The sequence below is a fragment of the Burkholderia lata genome (genome assembly GCF_902499025.1).
GTDB classification, from domain to species: domain Bacteria; phylum Pseudomonadota; class Gammaproteobacteria; order Burkholderiales; family Burkholderiaceae; genus Burkholderia; species Burkholderia lata_C.
In genome coordinates this window covers 24263-42636 of the sequence record NZ_CABVPW010000059.1, presented here as the reverse complement: position 1 = coordinate 42636, position 18374 = coordinate 24263, and the positions used below count along the sequence as shown (strand labels likewise).

Sequence of the window (18374 nt, the reverse complement as noted above, 5' to 3'; positions counted from 1 at the left end):
AATACATCGAGTTGTACAACCGGAAACGACCTCATTCGAGCTTGGCGGATCAGACGCCAGATGAGGCATACTTCGCGGCGCTGCCTGCGATCAAATTGGCAGCATGACTGCCTCGGACGTTCCACTTAAAAATCTCAGAATACTGTCCGAACGAGCGAGGCCACCTCTCTCAGCCGCCTGACGTTGAGGACTTAGCTCACTGTTATGTCAATTCTTCGGGGAGCCAGTGAAGGTGTCTTCGTCTTGCGCATTTGCTATCAAAGCAGTTTCCGTTAAGTTTTGGATGCGTAAATTTTCGTTACCGCAGAAGTGTCAGTGACTTAAACTGAATAATTAGCGGCGCACTCGACGTAAAGCGCATTTCCGTAGAATTTTTCACATACACAAAAGAGCAGGAGGCCAGCATGCTGCAAGTCAGGAAAGCCGTTTTCCCGGTTGCGGGGTTGGGCACCCGTTTTTTGCCCGCAACAAAGGCCAGCCCGAAGGAAATGCTCCCAGTCGTGGACAAGCCACTGATTCAGTATGCCGTGGAGGAGGCGATCGCCGCAGGCATAACGGAAATGATCTTCGTGACCGGGCGCAGCAAGCGCGCCATCGAAGACCATTTCGACAAGTCCTATGAGATCGAGGCTGAACTCGAAGCACGCGGCAAGAAAAAGCTGCTCGAACTTGTCCGCAACATCAAGCCGAGTCACGTCGATTGCTTTTACGTGCGCCAGCCGGAAGCGCTCGGCTTGGGCCATGCGGTGCTGTGCGCGGAGAAGCTGATTGGCGACAATCCTTTCGCGGTGATTCTCGCCGACGACCTGCTTGACGGCAGCCCACCGGTGTTGGACCAGATGGTGAGGCTGTTCAACCACTATCACAGCTCCCTCATCGGGGTAGAAGAAATCCCGCCTACTGACACACGTTCATACGGCATCGTGTTCGGCAAGGAGTGGGAAGAAGCCATCGTCAAGCTGGCAGGCATCATCGAAAAACCCGCGCCGGAAGATGCACCGTCCAACTTGGGTGTGGTTGGACGCTACATCCTGAAGCCGCGGATATTCAAGCACCTTCGGGAGCTGAAACCCGGGGCGGGCGGCGAATTACAGCTTACCGATGCCATCCAGGAACTCATTGTCGACGAACAGGTGCTGGCTTATCGGTATGAGGGTCGGCGCTTTGATTGCGGAAGCAAGCTCGGGTATCTGAAGGCGACTGTCGAACTCGCGCTGAAGCACCCAGAGGTCTCCGCAGATTTTGCCGCCTACCTGCGAACGCGGAGGACAGAGCTACCTCACGCGTGACATCGCCGGTTCATGGCCGGCGCGCTGGCGCCGGCTCGATATGCCAGATGTCGCGAGCGTACTCCGCGATCGTGTGATCGCTAGAGAAGCGCCCCAATCGTGCAACATTGGCGACGACGCGTCGCATCCATGCTGTCTTGTCCGAAAAATCCTGCGCCGCGCGCGCCTGGCTTTCGATGTACCCCGCGAAATCGGCCAGGTGAAAATAGTAATCGCCGCCGATCAGAAGACTGTCGAATATCGGCCGGAAACGATCATCTCCATTGCCAAAACGCCCGGACAGCATGGCGTTGAGAACGCGCCGGATCGATGGATCGGATGCATAGCAGGCTCGTGAATCGTACGATCCGCTAGCGCGTGCCGTCGCGATTTCGGCCGCGGTCAATCCGAACATATAGAAATTCTCGGCGCCCACGGCTTCTCGAATCTCGATGTTCGCACCGTCGAGCGTACCGATTGTCAGCGCGCCGTTCATCGCAAGCTTCATGTTGCCGGTCCCGGATGCCTCCATACCCGCCGTCGAGATTTGCTCGGACAGATCGGCCGCGGGAATGATCCGTTCCGCGAGCGATACCTTGTAGTCCGGCAGGAACGCCACACGTAGTCGCTGGTTGGCACGCGGGTCGCGATTGATGTGGTCGGCAACCGTTGCGATAAGGTGAATGATTAGCTTAGCCATTGCATATCCTGGTGCAGCCTTGCCAGAAAACACGACGACTCTCGGAGCGATCTCCCCACCATCCTCGACCAAATGCAGATACAAGTGCATCACATGGAGGATATTGAGCAATTGGCGCTTGTATTCGTGAATGCGCTTGACCTGTACGTCGAACATCGCGTCGGGATCGACCGAGAATCGAAGCTGCTCGCGGATTAGGTCGGCGAGGTGCTCCTTGTTGCTGCGCTTGATTCCCCTCAGACGGGCATGGACTTCTCCGTCGTCCAGGAAACGCTCGAGGCCGCGCAGACGATCGAGCTCCGTGATCCAGCCATCGCCGTCGAGCAGCTCTCCAAATAGCGCAGCAAGCGCTGGGTTTGATTGCACGATCCACCGACGGACTGTCACACCGTTCGTCTTGTTGTTGAATCGTTCCGGATAGAGCGCGTGGAAATCCGGTACGAGGTGTGAGCAGACGAGTTTCGAGTGCAGCTCTGCCACCCCGTTGATCGAATGGCTCCCGACGATCGCGAGGTGCGCCATCCGGACCCTGCGCGGCGCGCTTTCGTCGATGAGCGACATGCGCCGCATGCGTTCCGTGTCGTTCGGCCAGCGCGCGGCGACCTCGTCGAGGAAGCGGCGATTGATTTCGTAGAGGATCTGCAGGTGTCGCGGCAATACACGTTCCAGCAGGTCGACCGGCCAGGTCTCCAGCGCTTCCGGCAGCAACGTATGGTTCGTGTACGCACATGTAGAACGCGTGACATTCCAGGCAACCTCCCACGGCGTACGATGCTCGTCTACGAGTATCCGCATCAACTCCGTGACGGCGAGCGCGGGATGGGTATCGTTCATCTGAATGGCGACGCGCTCGGCAAGACGTTCGATAGGCAACCGCGACTTCTCGAACGTGACGAGGATGTCGCGTAGCGAGCAGGCGACGAGAAAATACTCCTGGACGAGCCGTAGTTCCTTGCCTGCATGGCTGTCGTCGGCGGGATACAGCACCTTCGAAACGGTCTCGGATGCGATCTTCTCCTCGACCGCACGCACATAGTCGCCGCTGTTGAAGATCCGCATGTCGAAGGTATCCGACGCCCGTGCCGCATAGAGGCGCAATGCGTTGACCGTATGGCCGCCGTAACCGGGGATCAGCATGTCGTGCGGCACACCCGCGATCATTTTCCAGTCGAGCCACATCGGGTTGTATTGCCCGTCGGCATCCCGTGCGTGCTCGATGCGGCCATACAGCGGGATGTAACGCGTCTCGTCCGTGCGCTCGATCAGCCATGGGGACGAATCGCTATGCCATAGATCCGGCCGTTCGGTCTGTTCCAGATTATCTATCTGTTGGCGAAACAGGCCGTATTCGTACTTGATGCCGCAACCGTATCCGGGAAGGCCGAGTGACGCCAGTGACTCGACGAAGCAAGCGGCAAGCCGGCCGAGCCCGCCATTGCCGAGCGCCGCGTCGTATTCCGCATCGGCGACGGTGCGCCATGCGACGTCGAGGCTTTCCAGCGCCGCGCGCGCGGTGTCCAGCATCCCCAGTGCAATCAGGTTGCTCGCCAGCGACTGGCCCATCAGGAATTCCATCGACAGGTAGTACACCCGTTTCGTGGCGCCTGCGTCGTAACGCGCCTGGGTGTCGAGCCAGCCGTCCACCAACCGCTTGCGCACGGCAAGTGCGAGCGCATGGAACAGGTCGCCGAGCGATGCTTGCGCGAGTGTCTTGCCGAAACCGTAGCGCAGCTCGGCGAGGATGTCTTCGCGAAGGGATTCCACGCCGGATCGGGATGCGGCGCGCTGAGTGTCTTGCATGGTCGCCTCTCGTGTTTTGCCGGACCCGACGACGCCCGGCGATTTATCCGCATGCGGACCGGAATGGCAAATTGATACGTCGACTCGAAAAGCCGAAAATACCGAACTGGAATTTCCAATGAATTCCTACATAATTCTGTACAAGATTAGGCAATCTATTACGCCTTAGTCAAACCGAAATTTCCTCTGTTTTTCAGGTAACCGTATCCGGTCGTGCACGCGGCATTTGAGCGCAGCTGCCACAGGACTACGACACATGACGAACGTCACGTTTCATGAGCTACTCGCCGGAAAGCCGTACCCGCTAGGCGCAAACTGGGACGGGCTCGGAACGAATTTCGCGGTGTTTTCTAGGCATGCCAGCGGAATCGACCTATGTCTGTTCGATGCGTCCGGACGCAGGGAGATCGCGCGGATGCCGCTGCAAGAGTGTACGCACCACGTCTGGCACGGTTATTTACCGGAGGCGCACCCCGGGCTGCTTTACGGATTTCGCGCACATGGCCCCTACGATCCGCGCAACGGACACTATTTCAATCCTCACAAACTATTGCTGGATCCGTATGCAAAACGGCTGTTTGGTACGGTCCGCTGGGCAGATGCGTTATACGCATATCGGATCGGCTCGCCGCGCAGCACGCATGCGCTCGACCGGCGCGACAGCGCACTCGCCATGCCGAAGGCGATCGTATCCGACGACGCCTTCGGTTGGGGCGACGACCGGCGGCCCGACGTGCCGTGGCACCGCACCATCATCTACGAGGTTCATGTTCGCGGATTCAGCCAGTTGAGGACGGACCTCCATCCCTCAGAACGAGGCACGTTCGCGGCGCTGGCCTCGCCCCGGACCATCGAGCATCTGCACCGGCTCGGCGTGACGACGCTCGAACTGCTGCCAATCCAGGCATTCGTGCAAGACCGTGCGATCGTCGAACGCGGGCTCACCAATTATTGGGGCTACAGCCCGCTCTTGTACTTCGCGCCGGAACCGCGCTACCTCGGCAACGGTGGGCCGGATGAGATCCGGCGTGCGGTGCGGCGACTCCACCGGGCAGGCATCGAGGTCGTGCTCGACGTGGTCTACAACCATACGGGCGAGGGTGACGGCCTGGGGCCGTCGCTATCGCTTCGCGGGCTCGATAACGCGAGCTACTACGTGATGACCGACGACGGTGAGCGTCGCTACGTGGACGATACCGGGTGCGGCAATACGTTGAACATTGCTCATCCCAGGGTCATGCAGCTCGTGCTCGACTCACTTCGTTACTGGGCCGAGTCGTTTCATGTCGACGGTTTCCGCTTTGACCTTTGCACGACGCTCGGCCGGGAGGACCGCCGCTTCGATGTCGGTGCGGCGTTTTTCGACGCGATCCAGCAGGACCCGGTTCTCGGCCGGCTCAAGCTTATCGCTGAGCCGTGGGACCTGGGTCCGCACGGCTATCAACTGGGCAATCATCCTGCTGCATTTGCCGAATGGAACGACCGTTTCCGGGATAGCACACGACGTTTCTGGCGGGGTGATGCCGGTGAGCGGCCGGAATTCGCGCGACGGATGTGCGGATCGGCAGACCTCTTCGACCGGGACGGACGGCGACCATGGGCGTCAATTCAGTACGTTGCGGCGCACGACGGGTTCACGCTGCACGACCTGACGAGCTACGCGCACAAGCACAACGAAGCAAACGGCGAGGACAACCGGGATGGCGCTGACGTCAACTTCAGCGCCAACTGGGGCGCAGAAGGGCCGACCAGTGATTCGCGCACCGTCGATATCCGCGAGCGCGTCAAGCGCGCAATGCTATGCACGCTGTATCTGTCGAACGGCACGCCGATGCTGCAAGCCGGCGACGAGTGGGGAAACAGCCAATCCGGCAACAACAACGCGTACTGCCAGGACAACGAAGTGGCATGGCTCGACTGGTCAGTGTGCGATGCGCCGAACGGTACGATGCTGCTTGCGCTTTGCGCTCGTCTCGCCAGGCTCAGGCACGGCTACCGAGTTTTCCAGCAGCCGTACTTCCCGCACGGACGCAACGAGTGGCTTCCCGGTATACGCGATGTCGACTGGTTCGACGCAAACGGAGAAGCGATGTCCGCGGCGTCATGGGAAAACGCTGACATCCGCACGCTCGCCGTACGCCGTGCAGCCCCGGCACGGCCGGATCGTCGGCTCGGCGCGCAACCGGGGCCGGCCGTCGATGTTGCGCTGCTGCTGATCAATGGCGGACCGGAGGAGCAGCTATTCGTGCTGGCGGCCCCCGAGTTGCCCTGGCGCATCGTCATCGACTCTGCGCACCCGACGGCTCCGGAAAGTCACGCTCCCGAGCATGGTGCGATTGCGGTCGGCGCGCGAAGTATTGTGGTGTTGATGGCTGCCGCTGTTCCGACCAACGTGCGATGAAATGTCTGCTTACCAGCTATGCGACCAGGAGATCGAAATGCTACCGGCTCTAAACGTCCCGGTTCCCGGGGCGTGCGTGCGCCACGGGAACCGATTTCCGGAGTAGTTGTTGTACTGGATCGAGATCGCGTCGGAATGCCAGTCGAAATAGCCGAACCCGTACACGAAATCGGGATCCCATGGCTGTTGCTGCGACGGCCGAAGATAGTGGTAGGCAGTGAACGTCGCGTACCACCCGCTCGGCAGAGTGTACCGGCAACCGAATCCCGCGTTCATCTTGTTATTGCCGACCGCGCTTTGCGCGTCGGTGAAGCGAGGCACGAGCGTCAACGAAGCAGAGCACATCAGATCGTCGCCGTTGCCCATGAGGAAGATCGGCTTCAACAGGTCCGGTAGCGGAAACTTGTACGCGAGCGTGATTCCGCCTTGCTCGATCCGGCTATGCGCGATACCGTTGCCGGCCGCAAAACGGTTGCCCGTGAAATTGCCGTAGATCAGGCTAAAGGTATAGGGGTGCCAGTCGTCATAGCCGAACGAGTAGGTGAAGTCCGGATCCCAGCTTTGCTGAAAACTCGGTCGCAGGTAGCGATACACGGTGAATGTGGCGAACCAGTACGACGTCGGATTGTAGCGCACGCCGAGTTGCAGCGTCGATGAGCTTGCCCGATCCCCCTGCGTGCCCGCACCCGAGCGATTCTTCTCGCTCGACTGCAACCCCTGTGTGATCCCTGCATTGATCGATACCCCCGACAGCACGCTGCTGGCGCCGTCGCCGGTATTCGGTGTGACCAGTTCGTGCCACGGAGTCGAAAACGAACTCTTGAGCCCTTCGAGCACTTCATCTCTCGGTGGCGTTTGCGCCCCCGCGCTGGCAATCGACGAGCCCACCAACGTTAGTGCGGCGAACCTCGTGCGGGCAGGGCGGCACCGCCTCCGCACGCGAACGGTGGCCCCGCCGGGTAGAGGGCTGCTCAACTCGCGGAATAGACGACGCGCGATAAACAGGCGATTGATCAACAATGCGTGCCACCGATTATCTTTCCGTTGCTAACGCGAGCAGACCATGATGCCATTACGCGTCGCTCCGAGCTGCTTCAGTCATTCGCGAATGCCAGAGCGAATGAGGGCCTTGCGATTTCTGCATTGATTTCCGGTCCACCGTCTTGATAAAGACGATGCCATCATCTTAAATTAAACGGATGAACGGGTCCTATTTTTTAACACTGACTCGAATCAATACGTGCGTCGTATTCGTGCAAATCGGGCAGCCGACGCCCGCACTCGATTTGCCGTCGCCCGGGACGGGAGTCGGATATTCAGTGGAGCGATAGATGCTTGCCGAATTCGAACCGATAACCTGCATACCTGGCGCGCCGCCGACGGAACGGATGCATGCTGCTGCGCCGGTGGGGCGGGCGTTCGCGATCGTCCTGGCGGGCGGGCGCGGCACCCGGCTCGGACAACTGACCGAGCGGCGCGCCAAGCCTGCGATGTTCTTCGGCGGGCGGTTTCGGATCATCGATTTCACGTTGTCCAATTGCGTCAACTCCGGTGTCGGCCGAATCGGTGTCGTGACGCAGTACAACGCCCATTCGCTGCACCGTCATATCCGCGGAAGCATCGGGTTACGCGCAGCGGAGCGCGGCATGACGGTGGACATGATGCCGCCGCTCGAACACCTGCGCGACGAACCGCCATATCGGGGAACGGCCGACGCCGTCCACCGGAACCTGCCTCGCGTTCAAACATCCAGGCCGGACTATGTGCTGGTATTGGCCGGCGACCATGTCTACAAGATGGACTATTCCGTCATGCTGCGCGATCACGTCGAAGGCGGCAGGCCCTGCTCGATCGGAAGCGTACGCGTGCCGCGGCGCGACGCCAGCGGGTTCGGCGTGATGGCTGTAGACGCACACCGCAACGTGATTGCCTTTTCCGAAAAGCCGGCACAACCGATAGCGACGCCTGACGACACCGCGTCTTCGCTCGTCAGCATGGGCATCTACATATTCGATGCGGACTATCTGTATCGGCTACTCGCCGAGGATACGCTTAACCCCGCGTCGAGCCACGACTTCGGCCACGACGTGATACCGCGGATTGTCGCCGACGGGCTCGCACGCGCGCATCCGTTCGCGATGTCCTGCGTCGGCGGCGTCCCTGGCGCCGAACACTACTGGCGCGATGTCGGCACCATCGACGCGTTCTGGGCAGCGAATGTCGAACTCGCAGAGGGCAGGCCCGGCTTCGCCGTCGATAGCACACACTGGCCCATCTGGACTCACCAGCAGCCATTGCCGCCCGCGCAAATCCTGGACCGCCGGCACGGGGACATCGAACACACCATCGTGTCGGACGGCTCGATCGTCTCGGCGTCCACGGTAAGGTGCTCGCTGTTGTTTCCCGGCGTGCGCATCGGTGCGTCGTGCCGCCTCGATCAGGCAGTGCTGCTGCCGGATACACGCATTGGACGCGGATGCCGGTTGACGAAGGTTGTCGTCGACCGAGGTTGCACGGTGCCCGACGGCCTCGTGATCGGAGAGGATCCGAAAGACGACGCGTGCCGCTTCGCGCGCACGGCTAACGGAGTCGTTCTCGTGACGCGCGAGATGCTACGGCATCTCGGGACCTGAGTCCGAACGTAAGGGTGATGCATCTGCCTGCGGGTGAATCTAAAATCGAAACGAATCGAGATACTGTTTTGATTTTTAATTTCATCCGGCGGTATTTGGAATTTTTAATCAGAACCTTATCCACTTAGGATCCTGATGCGGTATTTTTACCATTCCGGCACGATTTAATTGAGCGGGTCAGGCGAGTAGCAGTTTTACCCGATGGATTACTTGATATGCCCGACCTTGTCCGGTTAAATGTTGACCACCAAGACGCTGAAATAGCGAGCGCTTTTTTTCGCATCGGCGAGCGTATCGAGGGCGCTGTCTCCATATCGACCATGGCCATGCAACCGATTCTCGTTGTCGACGATTCCGCCGGCTACCGGCTGTTGCTGCGCAGCACGCTTGGCAAACTCGGATTCGAGATCGTCGAGGCCGAAGACGGCCGAGAAGCCTTGCAATTGTTGCGCGAGCGTCGGGAAATTGCCGTGGTGGTTTGCGATTGGGACATGCCCGAGCTCGACGGGCCAGGGCTGTGCCGGGCCGTTCGCGGCGAAGCGCTCGGCCGGTACGTCTACTTGATCCTGCTTACTGCGCGCGACGGCACCGACGCGCTGATCGACGGCATGGAAGCTGGCGCGGACGATTTCCTGACGAAGCCGGTGGATATCAACGAGTTGCGCGTGCGGCTGCGGGCCGGCTTGCGCGTGATCGAACTCGAGGCGGCGTTGGAAGAGCGCAACCGGCATCTCGACAACGCGTACCGGCAGATGCGCGGCGACTTGCAGGCCGCCGCCGCGGTTCAGACCTCAATGCTGCCATCGCCCGGGCTGCGCATCGACGGCCTTGCGTGCGAATGGCTTTTCGTGCCGTCCGCCTACCTGTCCGGCGACATGCTGAACGTCAAGGCAGTGGACGACGTGCATGCGATGTTCTACGCGATCGACGTGGCGGGCCATGGCGTGCAGGCGGCGATGCTGTCAGTGATCGTGAACCGTCTGCTTGCGCGCGGCGCGGAAGCGGGCGATGCCGCCGCACAGCTTGCCCCCGCATCGGTCGTCGCGGAAATGAATCGCCAGTTCCTCGAGGAAGCGGTGGATTCGCCTTATTTCACGATGGTGTACGGCGCACTCGACACGCGTACCGGCGAAGGCCGGCTGACGCAAGCCGGCCACACTCATCCGCTGCTCGTAACCGTTCAGGGCGAGGTGACGCGCCTGGGCAACGGCGGTTTTCCCGTCGGCTTGCTTGGCGGCTGCGAATACGACAGCGTGCCGTTCGCGTTGGGTCCCGGCGATCGCCTGTTTCTCTATTCCGACGGTGTGACCGAGTGCGCGGCCCCGGATGGGGAACAGTTCGGCGACGAGCGGTTGCGCGCGTGTCTGTCCGCTCACGTCACCATGCCGCTGAGGGACACACTGAACGCGCTGAAATCCGAGCTGTGCGGATGGCGTGGCACGGAACAGGACGCTTTCGAGGACGACGTTTCAGTTCTTGCACTGCAACGCGTTCCGGTTTGATCGATTCGTTTCTGTCATGGGAAGACTGGAGAACATCATGTTGACCGAAATCAGCAGTGACGCAGACATCAAGGTTGTCAAGATCCTGCCGCAACGATTCGACGCGTCGGTGGCGCCGCAGATTCGCGACGCGCTCGTTACGCTCGCACGCGAGGGTACCGCGAAGGTCGTGCTCGACCTGCAGCACGTGAAATTCGTCGACAGCAGCGGGCTCGGCGCGATGGTATCCGGATTCAAGGCACTGGGCGGCAAGGGCGACTTCGTGTTGTGCGGTGTAGCGGACGGCGTGCTCGGCATGCTGCAGCTCACCCGCATGGATCGCGTATTTGCCGTCGTGCCTGACATCGAGGCCGCATGTGCGCGTCTGCGGGCCTGACGCACATGCCGGCCCGTTGCGTGCCGGCGCGTAGCGGGAGCGCTGGATGAGCCGGCGCGACAAACGGCCGCCGCCTGCCGTTCGGGCTCGTTTTGCCGCGCGCATTGACGCGCTGTCGGCGCTCGGTAATTGGCTGCGTGTGGCATGCGAGCGCTACGGCGAATCGGACGCCTGGCTTGACGCATTCGAGCTCGCAGCCGTCGAGGCGTCGTCGAATGTGATGCGCCACGGGCACTCCGCCTCATGCGTCGCTGCGTCCGATGCGCCGGTCATCGCGCTGACGCTGCGATGCTGGCAAGACTTTGTCGCGCTCGACGTATTCGATGCCGGGCCGGCACCGCCACCAGGTCTGTTCGACGCACCCGCATCGCTTCCGTCAGTCGACCCGGCCAATATCGATGCATTGCCCGAAGGCGGCATGGGCCTCGGCATCATGCACGCATCGGTCGACGTCATCGAACACCGCAGGCGACTCGGCGTCAACCGACTCCGGCTCGTCAAGCACCGGAGCGGGAGATGACGCGTGTCGCGACGCTGGCCGCGATGACCCTCTTGCTCGCGTGGCAGGGTGCCGTACTGGCCGCGTCGCTGCCGGTCGCGCGTGCCACCGACAGTGCGATGTCGCTGTCTGGCATGTGGCGGGTGCTCGATGCGAACGACGCGCCGGTTGAGCTGTGGCGCCCCGATCTCGACGACCGCGACTGGCGACCCTTACACGTGCCAGCCAACTGGTACGCGGCCGGTCTCGATCACCAGGGCGCCCTGTGGTACCGCACGACTTTCCCGCTCGACGTCGGCGACGGTGATCGCATGACGACGCTCGAATTCGACGGCGTCGATTACGAAGCGGACGTCTGGCTCAATGGTGTCTATCTCGGCAACCACGAGGGATATTTCGCGCCGTTCGCGTTCGATGTCACGGGCGCAGTGCGAGCGGGCGACAACCGCCTCGCGGTGCTCGTGCGCAGCCCGTACGAACCGCCGGGCTCGCAGTGGTCGCTGCACAAGCGGCTCGTCAAGGGCATCCTGAACGATCACGACACGCGGCCGGGCGGGGCCTGGTCGGTGCGTGGGCAGGATGCGAATTCGGGCGGAATCTGGGCCCCGGTCAATCTACGGACGAGCCGTGGTGTCGCGATCGACACGCTGAAGATCGAAACGGTGCCGATGTCTGGCGGCACATCCGGTGCGACAATCGATGTCGAAGTTCACGCCAGAGCGTTGCGCGACGCACGCGCCACGCTGCGCGTGGAGATCACGCCGGCCAACTTCAGCGGCCGCAATTACGCCTTCGAGCAGCCCGTCGAGCTCGTTGCGGGCACCAACCGGCTCACGCTCGATAAGGTGCTCGACGAGGCCGCGTGGTGGTGGCCCGCGGAATACGGCTTTCCGTCGCTCTACACCGTCTCTGTCGCGCTTATCGACGCGCATGGCACGATGGACTCAGCCCGACAGCGCACCGGCGTGCGGACGTTTCGCTTCGATCGTGTGCATTCGTGCTGGACGATCAACGGACGGCGCATGTTCCTGCGCGGAACGAACTATATCGGCAGCCCTTGGCTGTCCGAGATGGATGCGGCACGCTACGCGCGCGATCTCGATCTGATGCGAGACGCACACATCAATGCGATTCGCGTGCATGCGCACGTCGCCGGGCAGCCGCTCTACGACGCGGCGGACGAAAAGGGCATGCTCGTCTGGCAAGATTTCCCGCTGCAATGGGGCTACGACGATTCGTCCGGGTTCGCGCGTAAGGCAGCCGACCAAGCACGCGACATGGTGGCGATGCTCGATCACCATCCCGCGATCGTTGCTTGGTCCGGCCAGAACGAACCACCATGGGATGCCGAGTGGATGAAGTACCGCTATCCGGACTGGGACCCCCGGCAAAACCGCCTGTTATCGGCGATGGTGGGCGCTGCGTTGCGGGAGGACCCGACCCGTCATGCCGACGACGCATCGCTGACGGGACAGCATTTCTGGCTCGGGTGGTACTGGGGGAAGTGGACCGATGTCATTCCGACCATGAACGAACCGAACATCACCGAGTTCGGCGCGCAAGCACTTCCGGAGCTCGCGACGTTACGACGCATCGTGAGCCCGTCGAATCTTTGGCCGGCCGACACATCGGAACGCGATCCCGCCTGGGAGGATTGGGCGTATCACGACTTCCAGCGCAAGGAAACCTTCGAGATCGCGGGCGTGGAGCGCGGGCGCGACCTCGCCGCGTTCGTCGCCAATTCGCAGCGCTATCAGGCCCGGCTCGTGCAGCGGATCGCGGAGACGTTGCGGCGTCAACGCTATCAGCCTGTCGCGGCAGTATTCCAGTTCATGTTCGTGGAAGGGTGGCCGTCGATCGACTGGGGCGTGGTTGACTACCTGCGCCGCCCGAAGGCTGGCTACTTCGCGCTCGCACGCGCGTATCAGCCGGTGCTGCCGTCGATTGCATGGACCCGCGACGCCTATGCGCCCGGCGACACGTTCGACGCAACGCTGTGGGCAATCAACGACACGTGGACGGCCTATCCGCGCGCGATCCTCGAATGGAAGGCCGTCACCGGCGGGAAGGCGGTCGCTACAGGGCGGACCGCAATCGATATGGCCGCCGACAGCGGCCGACCCGTCACACCTGTACGCGTGCCGCAATTGGTTGCGGGCACGTATACGCTCGAAGCGTCGCTTGTCGACGCGACTGGTCACGTGCTCGGCACCAACCAGTTCGACTTCGACGTCCGGCCAGCGCCATGAGTGCCCTCCGTCGCTACCGTCGTGCGCTCGCAGCGCTTTGTTCAACCGCAGGGTTTGCGTGCGCGGCCGGAGCACAGGTCGAATCCGCCCCGGCGCGACCGGCCACGATGCTGGCGGTCAATCAGCCCGGCTACACGCCTGGGCTCCCGCACACAGCGGCGGCCATCGGGATAGGTGTCGATGCCACCATCGAGCTGACGAACGCAAACGGTCGAGTTCTCCGCACGTGGCGGCCGTCAAGCGGTCGTCAGGACCCGGACAGCGGCCTGCGCGTCACGATGCTGGATTTGCCCCCGCTGAACGCGGGGCACTACCGGCTGTCGGTGCGCGGTGGAACCGACAAGGCAGCATTCACGGTCGCGCCCGACACGTTGTCCCGTTTGCAGCGGACGCTGCTGCGCGCGTTTTATTTGCAGCGTTGCGGCGTTGCGCTCGACGATCCGGAAAGTGGATTAAAGCATCCGGCTGACCATCTCGCGGACGGCATCCTCGCGCATCCCGATTCCGCGCATCCAGAGTCGGGTTTCCGTCTCGATGCAACGGGCGGCTGGCACGACGCCGGTGATTTCGGCAAGTATGTTGCCACGACGGCGGTAACGGCCGGACGGTTGGTTTCGCTTTATCTCGACGCGCCACGGCGTTTCCCCGACGGCCAGATGAACATCCCGGAGAGCGGTAACGGCGTGCCCGACATATTAGACGAGGCGCGCGTCGGTCTCGACTGGATGCTTTCGATGCAACGGCCGGACGGCGCGCTGTATCGAAAGCTGTCCGGTGGGACGTGGCCGGGCCCGATATCGCCGGACCGGGATACACAAACGCGTTACGTATACGGTGTCTCGAGCGCCGATACCGCGAAGGCTGCCGCGACATTCGCGCTAGCTTCGCGCGCGTGGGCCGGCATCGACGGCAAGGTTGCAGCACACTATCGGGTCGCGGCGACCCGTGCGTGGGCATGGCTGGAGACGGTACATGCGCCGCAATTCATCGATGCCCATGCTGGCGACGACAGCGGATCGGGTCCGTATACATGGTCGGCGGTCGACCAGGAGTCGAGCCTGCTGACCGACGTCGACGACCGCATCTGGGCTGCCGCCGAACTATGGCTCGCAACCGGGGAGCCTGACTATCTCCGCTATGTCGAACGTCACCCCGAATGGACCAGTCCGCTCGCCATCTTCGAATGGAAAAATCCAGCCTCGCTCGGCCTGCTGCATCTGCTCGATGCCACGGGCGCGCACGCGATCCCTCCGCCACTTCGCGCGCGGCTGAACGAAGCACTTCGACAGGCAGCCGACACGGCCTATCGCAATACGCGCGCGAGCGGTTTCCGGCTGGCCAACCGGCGCTTCGTCTGGGGTTCCAACAAGATGGACGCCGAGCAGGGCATTCTGCTGGCCGAGGCGGCACGTCATACAGGCAACCGGCGGTATCTTGCCGCGGCGGTTCAACAGCTCGACTTTCTACTCGGCGTCAATCCGTTCGACCTGTCGTTCGTCAGTGGCGTCGGGGAACGCTCGATTCAACATCCTGCGCACCTGTTCGGCCGCGCGATTGGCAAGACGATCCCAGGCCTGTTCGTCGGCGGACCGAACGACGCGGCGCAGGATGGCGTGGCGCCGCGCGGCATGAAGCTGCTCAGCTACACGGATGACGACCGCGCCTATTCGGTCAACGAGTTCGCGATCGATTACAACGCGTCGCTGCTGGGTCTGATCGGTGCAGTCACGCGCAGCGCCGCCGGCGCGCTTCAGGAATAGCGACCATGGCCTTCTATTTCGATGCATTCGAACATCGCCGGCCGCCTGAGCCACTGCCGCATTCACCCGTCATCGAATCGCTCTGGCAATTCTTCGCGGTGCTGGCGCTCGTGTTCGGCGCGAACTATCTGGTGTGGCGCTGGACCTCGTCGCTGAATCACGACGCGATGTGGTTTGCGGTGCCGCTGGTGGCTGCCGAAACCCTCTCGTACGTCGGGCTCGCGCTGTTCGTCTTCAATCTCTGGCGGGTCGACGATTATCCGCAGCGATCGCCGCCAACCAGCTTCGCGGATTGTGCGGACACGCCGTCGGACGAGACCCGCCGCCCGCTGAAGGTCGATCTTTTCATCGCGACCTACAACGAAGACGTCGAACTTGTCCGACTGTCGATCCGAGCGGCGCGCGCGGTTACCTATCCGCACCAGATCGACTACCGGATCCATGTGCTCGACGACGGTAGGCGGCCCGCGATGCGCGAGGTCGCTGCGGCGGAGGGGGCGCACTACATCACGCGTGATGACAACACCGGCTACAAGGCGGGCAACCTGCGACACGCGATGGAGCGTACGGATGGCGACTTCATCGTGATCTGCGACGCTGATACCCGCGTGTTCCCGACCATCCTCGAACACACGCTCGGGTATTTCCGCGATCCGAAGGTTGCGTGGGTCCAGACGCCGCAATGGTTTTTCGATCTGCCCGAGGGCGAGACGCTGGATGGGTGGGCAATGCGCCGCCTGGGTAGGCCGGCGCGGGGGCTTGCACGGCTCGTTCAGCGTTGCGTCGGCCCGATCCGGGTCGGTGCCGATCCGTTCGTCAGCGATCCGCAAATGTTCTACGACGTGATCATGCGCCGCCGCAACCGTGCCAATGCGGCGTTCTGTTGCGGCGCCGCGTCGACCCATCGGCGCGAGGCGGTTATGGAGGCGGCATTGCGGGCGTTCGGTCTCACGGTGGACCGGGAAGCGAGCCGCCTGGCTGCCGAAGTCGCCGATCCGGTGCTGCGCGCGGATCTCGAAGCCGAGCTGCGCCGTCAGGCGGCGACCCACTCGGAGCTCACGCCTTACAAGTTTCACGTGTCCGAAGACATCTACACGTCGATTGTCCTGCATGGCGACCGGCCGCGCGGATGGAAATCGGTCATGCACCCGCGCATCGAGTCGAAGATGCTGTCGCCGCAGGACCTGCTCACGTGGACGATCCAGCGCTACAAGTACGCGGGCGGCACGCTCGACATCGCGCTGCACGACAACCCGCTGCTACGCTCCGGTCTGACCGGCTCGCAGCGCCTGATGTACCTCAGCACATTCTGGTCGTATTTCGGCTCTGTGTGGAACCTGATGTTCCTGATCGCGCCCGTCATCTACCTGCTGACGAACATCTCGCCGGTCCAGACCTACAGCGGCCCGTTCTACTGGCGTTTCCTGCCGTTCATCACCAGTACCGAGCTGGCGTTCATGTTCGGCGCGTGGGGAATTCCGGGATGGGCCGCCAAGTCGTCCTACCTGGCGTTCTTTCCCGTCAGCCTGCGTGCGCTGCGCGCAGTGTTGAACGGCGAGACGATCAAGTTCCCGGTGACGCCGAAAGATCGTCAGGAAGGCAATTTCCTGCGGCTCGTGGTCCCGCAGATCGCCGTCGCGGCGCTCACGGCGTTCGCGCTTACGTGGGCGACCGTGCGGTGGGCACTCGGCGCGAACGTGGATCCCGCTTCGATCGTCGTCAACCTGGTCTGGGGCGGCAACAATATCCTGGCGATGATGCCGGTCGTCTTTGCCGCGTTCTGGCGGCCGCCCGACGAAGCACACCCGACGGATGCACCGCACGCGGTGCCCGGAACCGGAGGCAGCCGATGAGCTTCAAGGAGAACCTCGTGCGGGCACGCAGCCATATCGTGCTCATCGTCGCGATACTCGTATCGTTCGCGGCGGTGATCGCGATCGAGCGGAACAGCCCGGCGGTGACGGCCGCTGCCGCCGCGCCCTCGGTGCCGATCGCGCCCAGCATCGACCTGCCGGCGCTGCCCGGGCCGCGCCCGCTGACCGACCAGGAGCGCGAATGGGCACGCATCGCGTGGCGCTACTTTGTCGCCAATACACAGCCCGCCACGGGGCTGGCCAACTCGGTCGACAACTTCCCGTCGACCACCATGTGGGACACGGCCTCGTACCTGCTGGCCATGATCTCGGCCGAACGGCTCGGCCTCATCGGCTCCGACGAGTTCGACCGCCGGATGTCGGCGGCACTCGACGCGCTTGCGCGCATCCCGCTGTTCAATGGGCAATTGCCCAACAAGTCTTACGACACGCGATCGCTCGAGATGGTCGACTACACGAACCAGAAGGCCGCGGGCGGGATCGGCTGGTCGGCCATCGACATCGGCCGCCTGGAAGTGCCGCTCAACGTCCTGGTCCGCCGCTACCCGCGCTTCACCGAGGCGGTCGACAAGGTCACGCGGCGCTGGTCGACCGCCGCGCTCGTGCGCGACGGCGAACTGACCGGCGCCGCGCGGTCGAACGACAAGATCGTGCTGCAGCAGGAAGGGCGCCTCGGTTACGAGCAGTACGCGGCACGCACGCTGATGCTGTCCGGCGCCGATTGCGCGCAGGCAGCCACCTGGTCGTCGCATCTCGGGTTCGTCGACATCTTCGATGTTCCGGTTCCGACGGATACGCGCGATCCCGCACGGTACGGCGCGCAGAACTACGTGTTGAGCGAACCTTATGTGCTGCAGGGGCTGGAATTCGGTCTCGACGGCGTCCCGCAGGAGTTCGCGTGGCGCTTGCTGAAGGTACAGCGCGCACGGTATGCGGCGACCGGCCAGGTGACCGCTGTCACCGAGGACCATCTCGACCGTGCGCCGTACTTTGCGTACAACACGGTCTACTCCGCCGGCACGGCGTGGGCGACGGTGACGGACACCGGCGCGGACGCGTCGGCGTTCCGGTCGGTATCGGCAAAAGCGGCGTTTGCGTGGTATGCGCTGTATCGCAACGACTATACGGCCAGGATGATCGCGTTCGTGCGATCGGCCAATCAGACGGACAAAGGCTGGTATGCCGGTATCTACGAAAAGAGCGGACAGTCGAACGCCGTCCTGAATGCGAACACGAACGGCGTGATACTCGAAAGCCTCGCGTACATCGAGCACGGTCCGATGCTCCGCTTCTGAACGTGTGCGGGAACACG

General features: G+C 62.5%; 12 protein-coding genes. 10 read left to right on the top strand and 2 right to left on the bottom strand.

Annotated elements, in window-relative coordinates:
* Nucleotides 1–404 precede the first annotated feature (404 nt).
* Nucleotides 405–1289, top strand: a complete 885-nt coding sequence (galU, locus tag BDI24065_RS37685; RefSeq protein WP_175035463.1) for a UTP--glucose-1-phosphate uridylyltransferase GalU — start codon at nt 405–407, stop codon at nt 1287–1289.
* A gap of 10 nt (nt 1290–1299) precedes the next feature.
* On the opposite strand, the gene BDI24065_RS37680 is transcribed toward galU, so the two are convergent.
* The gene (locus BDI24065_RS37680) at nt 1300–3768 is read right to left on the bottom strand and encodes a glycogen/starch/alpha-glucan phosphorylase (protein ID WP_175035462.1); all 2469 of its coding nucleotides are present in this window, start codon (nt 3766–3768) and stop codon (nt 1300–1302) included.
* Nucleotides 3769–4024: 256 nt separating this feature from the next.
* Between BDI24065_RS37680 and glgX the strand changes: the two genes are divergently transcribed.
* Entirely contained in the window at nt 4025–6169 is a 2145-nt protein-coding gene (gene glgX, locus BDI24065_RS37675; protein ID WP_175035461.1) for a glycogen debranching protein GlgX, read from the top strand.
* 9 nt (nt 6170–6178) lie between these two features.
* Here glgX and BDI24065_RS37670 read toward each other — a convergent pair whose 3' ends face one another.
* A complete protein-coding gene (locus BDI24065_RS37670; RefSeq protein ID WP_175035460.1) occupies nt 6179–7006 on the bottom strand; it encodes a hypothetical protein in 828 nt (275 codons plus the stop codon).
* Between the two features lie 494 nt (nt 7007–7500).
* Here BDI24065_RS37670 and glgC point away from each other — a divergent pair, with 494 nt between their 5' ends.
* From glgC to BDI24065_RS37630, 8 genes are all read left to right on the top strand, one after another.
* The gene (gene glgC, locus BDI24065_RS37665; RefSeq protein ID WP_368040806.1) at nt 7501–8802 is read left to right on the top strand and encodes a glucose-1-phosphate adenylyltransferase; all 1302 of its coding nucleotides are present in this window, start codon (nt 7501–7503) and stop codon (nt 8800–8802) included.
* A 215-nt stretch (nt 8803–9017) separates the two neighbouring features.
* Complete coding sequence (locus BDI24065_RS37660) at nt 9018–10304, top strand: PP2C family protein-serine/threonine phosphatase (RefSeq protein ID WP_175035459.1); 1287 nt, start codon at nt 9018–9020, stop codon at nt 10302–10304.
* 37 nt (nt 10305–10341) lie between these two features.
* Nucleotides 10342–10680, top strand: coding sequence for an STAS domain-containing protein (locus tag BDI24065_RS37655; protein WP_175035458.1), 339 nt, complete (start codon nt 10342–10344; stop codon nt 10678–10680).
* 46 nt (nt 10681–10726) lie between these two features.
* Nucleotides 10727–11200, top strand: coding sequence for an ATP-binding protein (locus BDI24065_RS37650; RefSeq protein ID WP_175035457.1), 474 nt, complete (start codon nt 10727–10729; stop codon nt 11198–11200).
* Nucleotides 11197–13428, top strand: coding sequence for a glycoside hydrolase family 2 protein (locus BDI24065_RS37645; protein WP_175035456.1), 2232 nt, complete (start codon nt 11197–11199; stop codon nt 13426–13428). Before BDI24065_RS37650 ends, BDI24065_RS37645 begins: the two co-directional genes overlap by 4 nt.
* Nucleotides 13429–13535: 107 nt before the next feature.
* Nucleotides 13536–15188: a glycoside hydrolase family 9 protein gene (locus tag BDI24065_RS37640; RefSeq protein WP_175035455.1), complete on the top strand. Its 1653-nt coding sequence runs from the start codon at nt 13536–13538 to the stop codon at nt 15186–15188.
* A 5-nt stretch (nt 15189–15193) separates the two neighbouring features.
* The gene (locus tag BDI24065_RS37635) at nt 15194–17041 is read left to right on the top strand and encodes a glycosyltransferase family 2 protein (RefSeq protein ID WP_175035454.1); all 1848 of its coding nucleotides are present in this window, start codon (nt 15194–15196) and stop codon (nt 17039–17041) included.
* Nucleotides 17038–18357, top strand: a complete 1320-nt coding sequence (locus BDI24065_RS37630) for a DUF3131 domain-containing protein (RefSeq protein WP_175035453.1) — start codon at nt 17038–17040, stop codon at nt 18355–18357. Before BDI24065_RS37635 ends, BDI24065_RS37630 begins: the two co-directional genes overlap by 4 nt.
* The last annotated feature ends 17 nt before the right edge of the window (nt 18358–18374 follow it).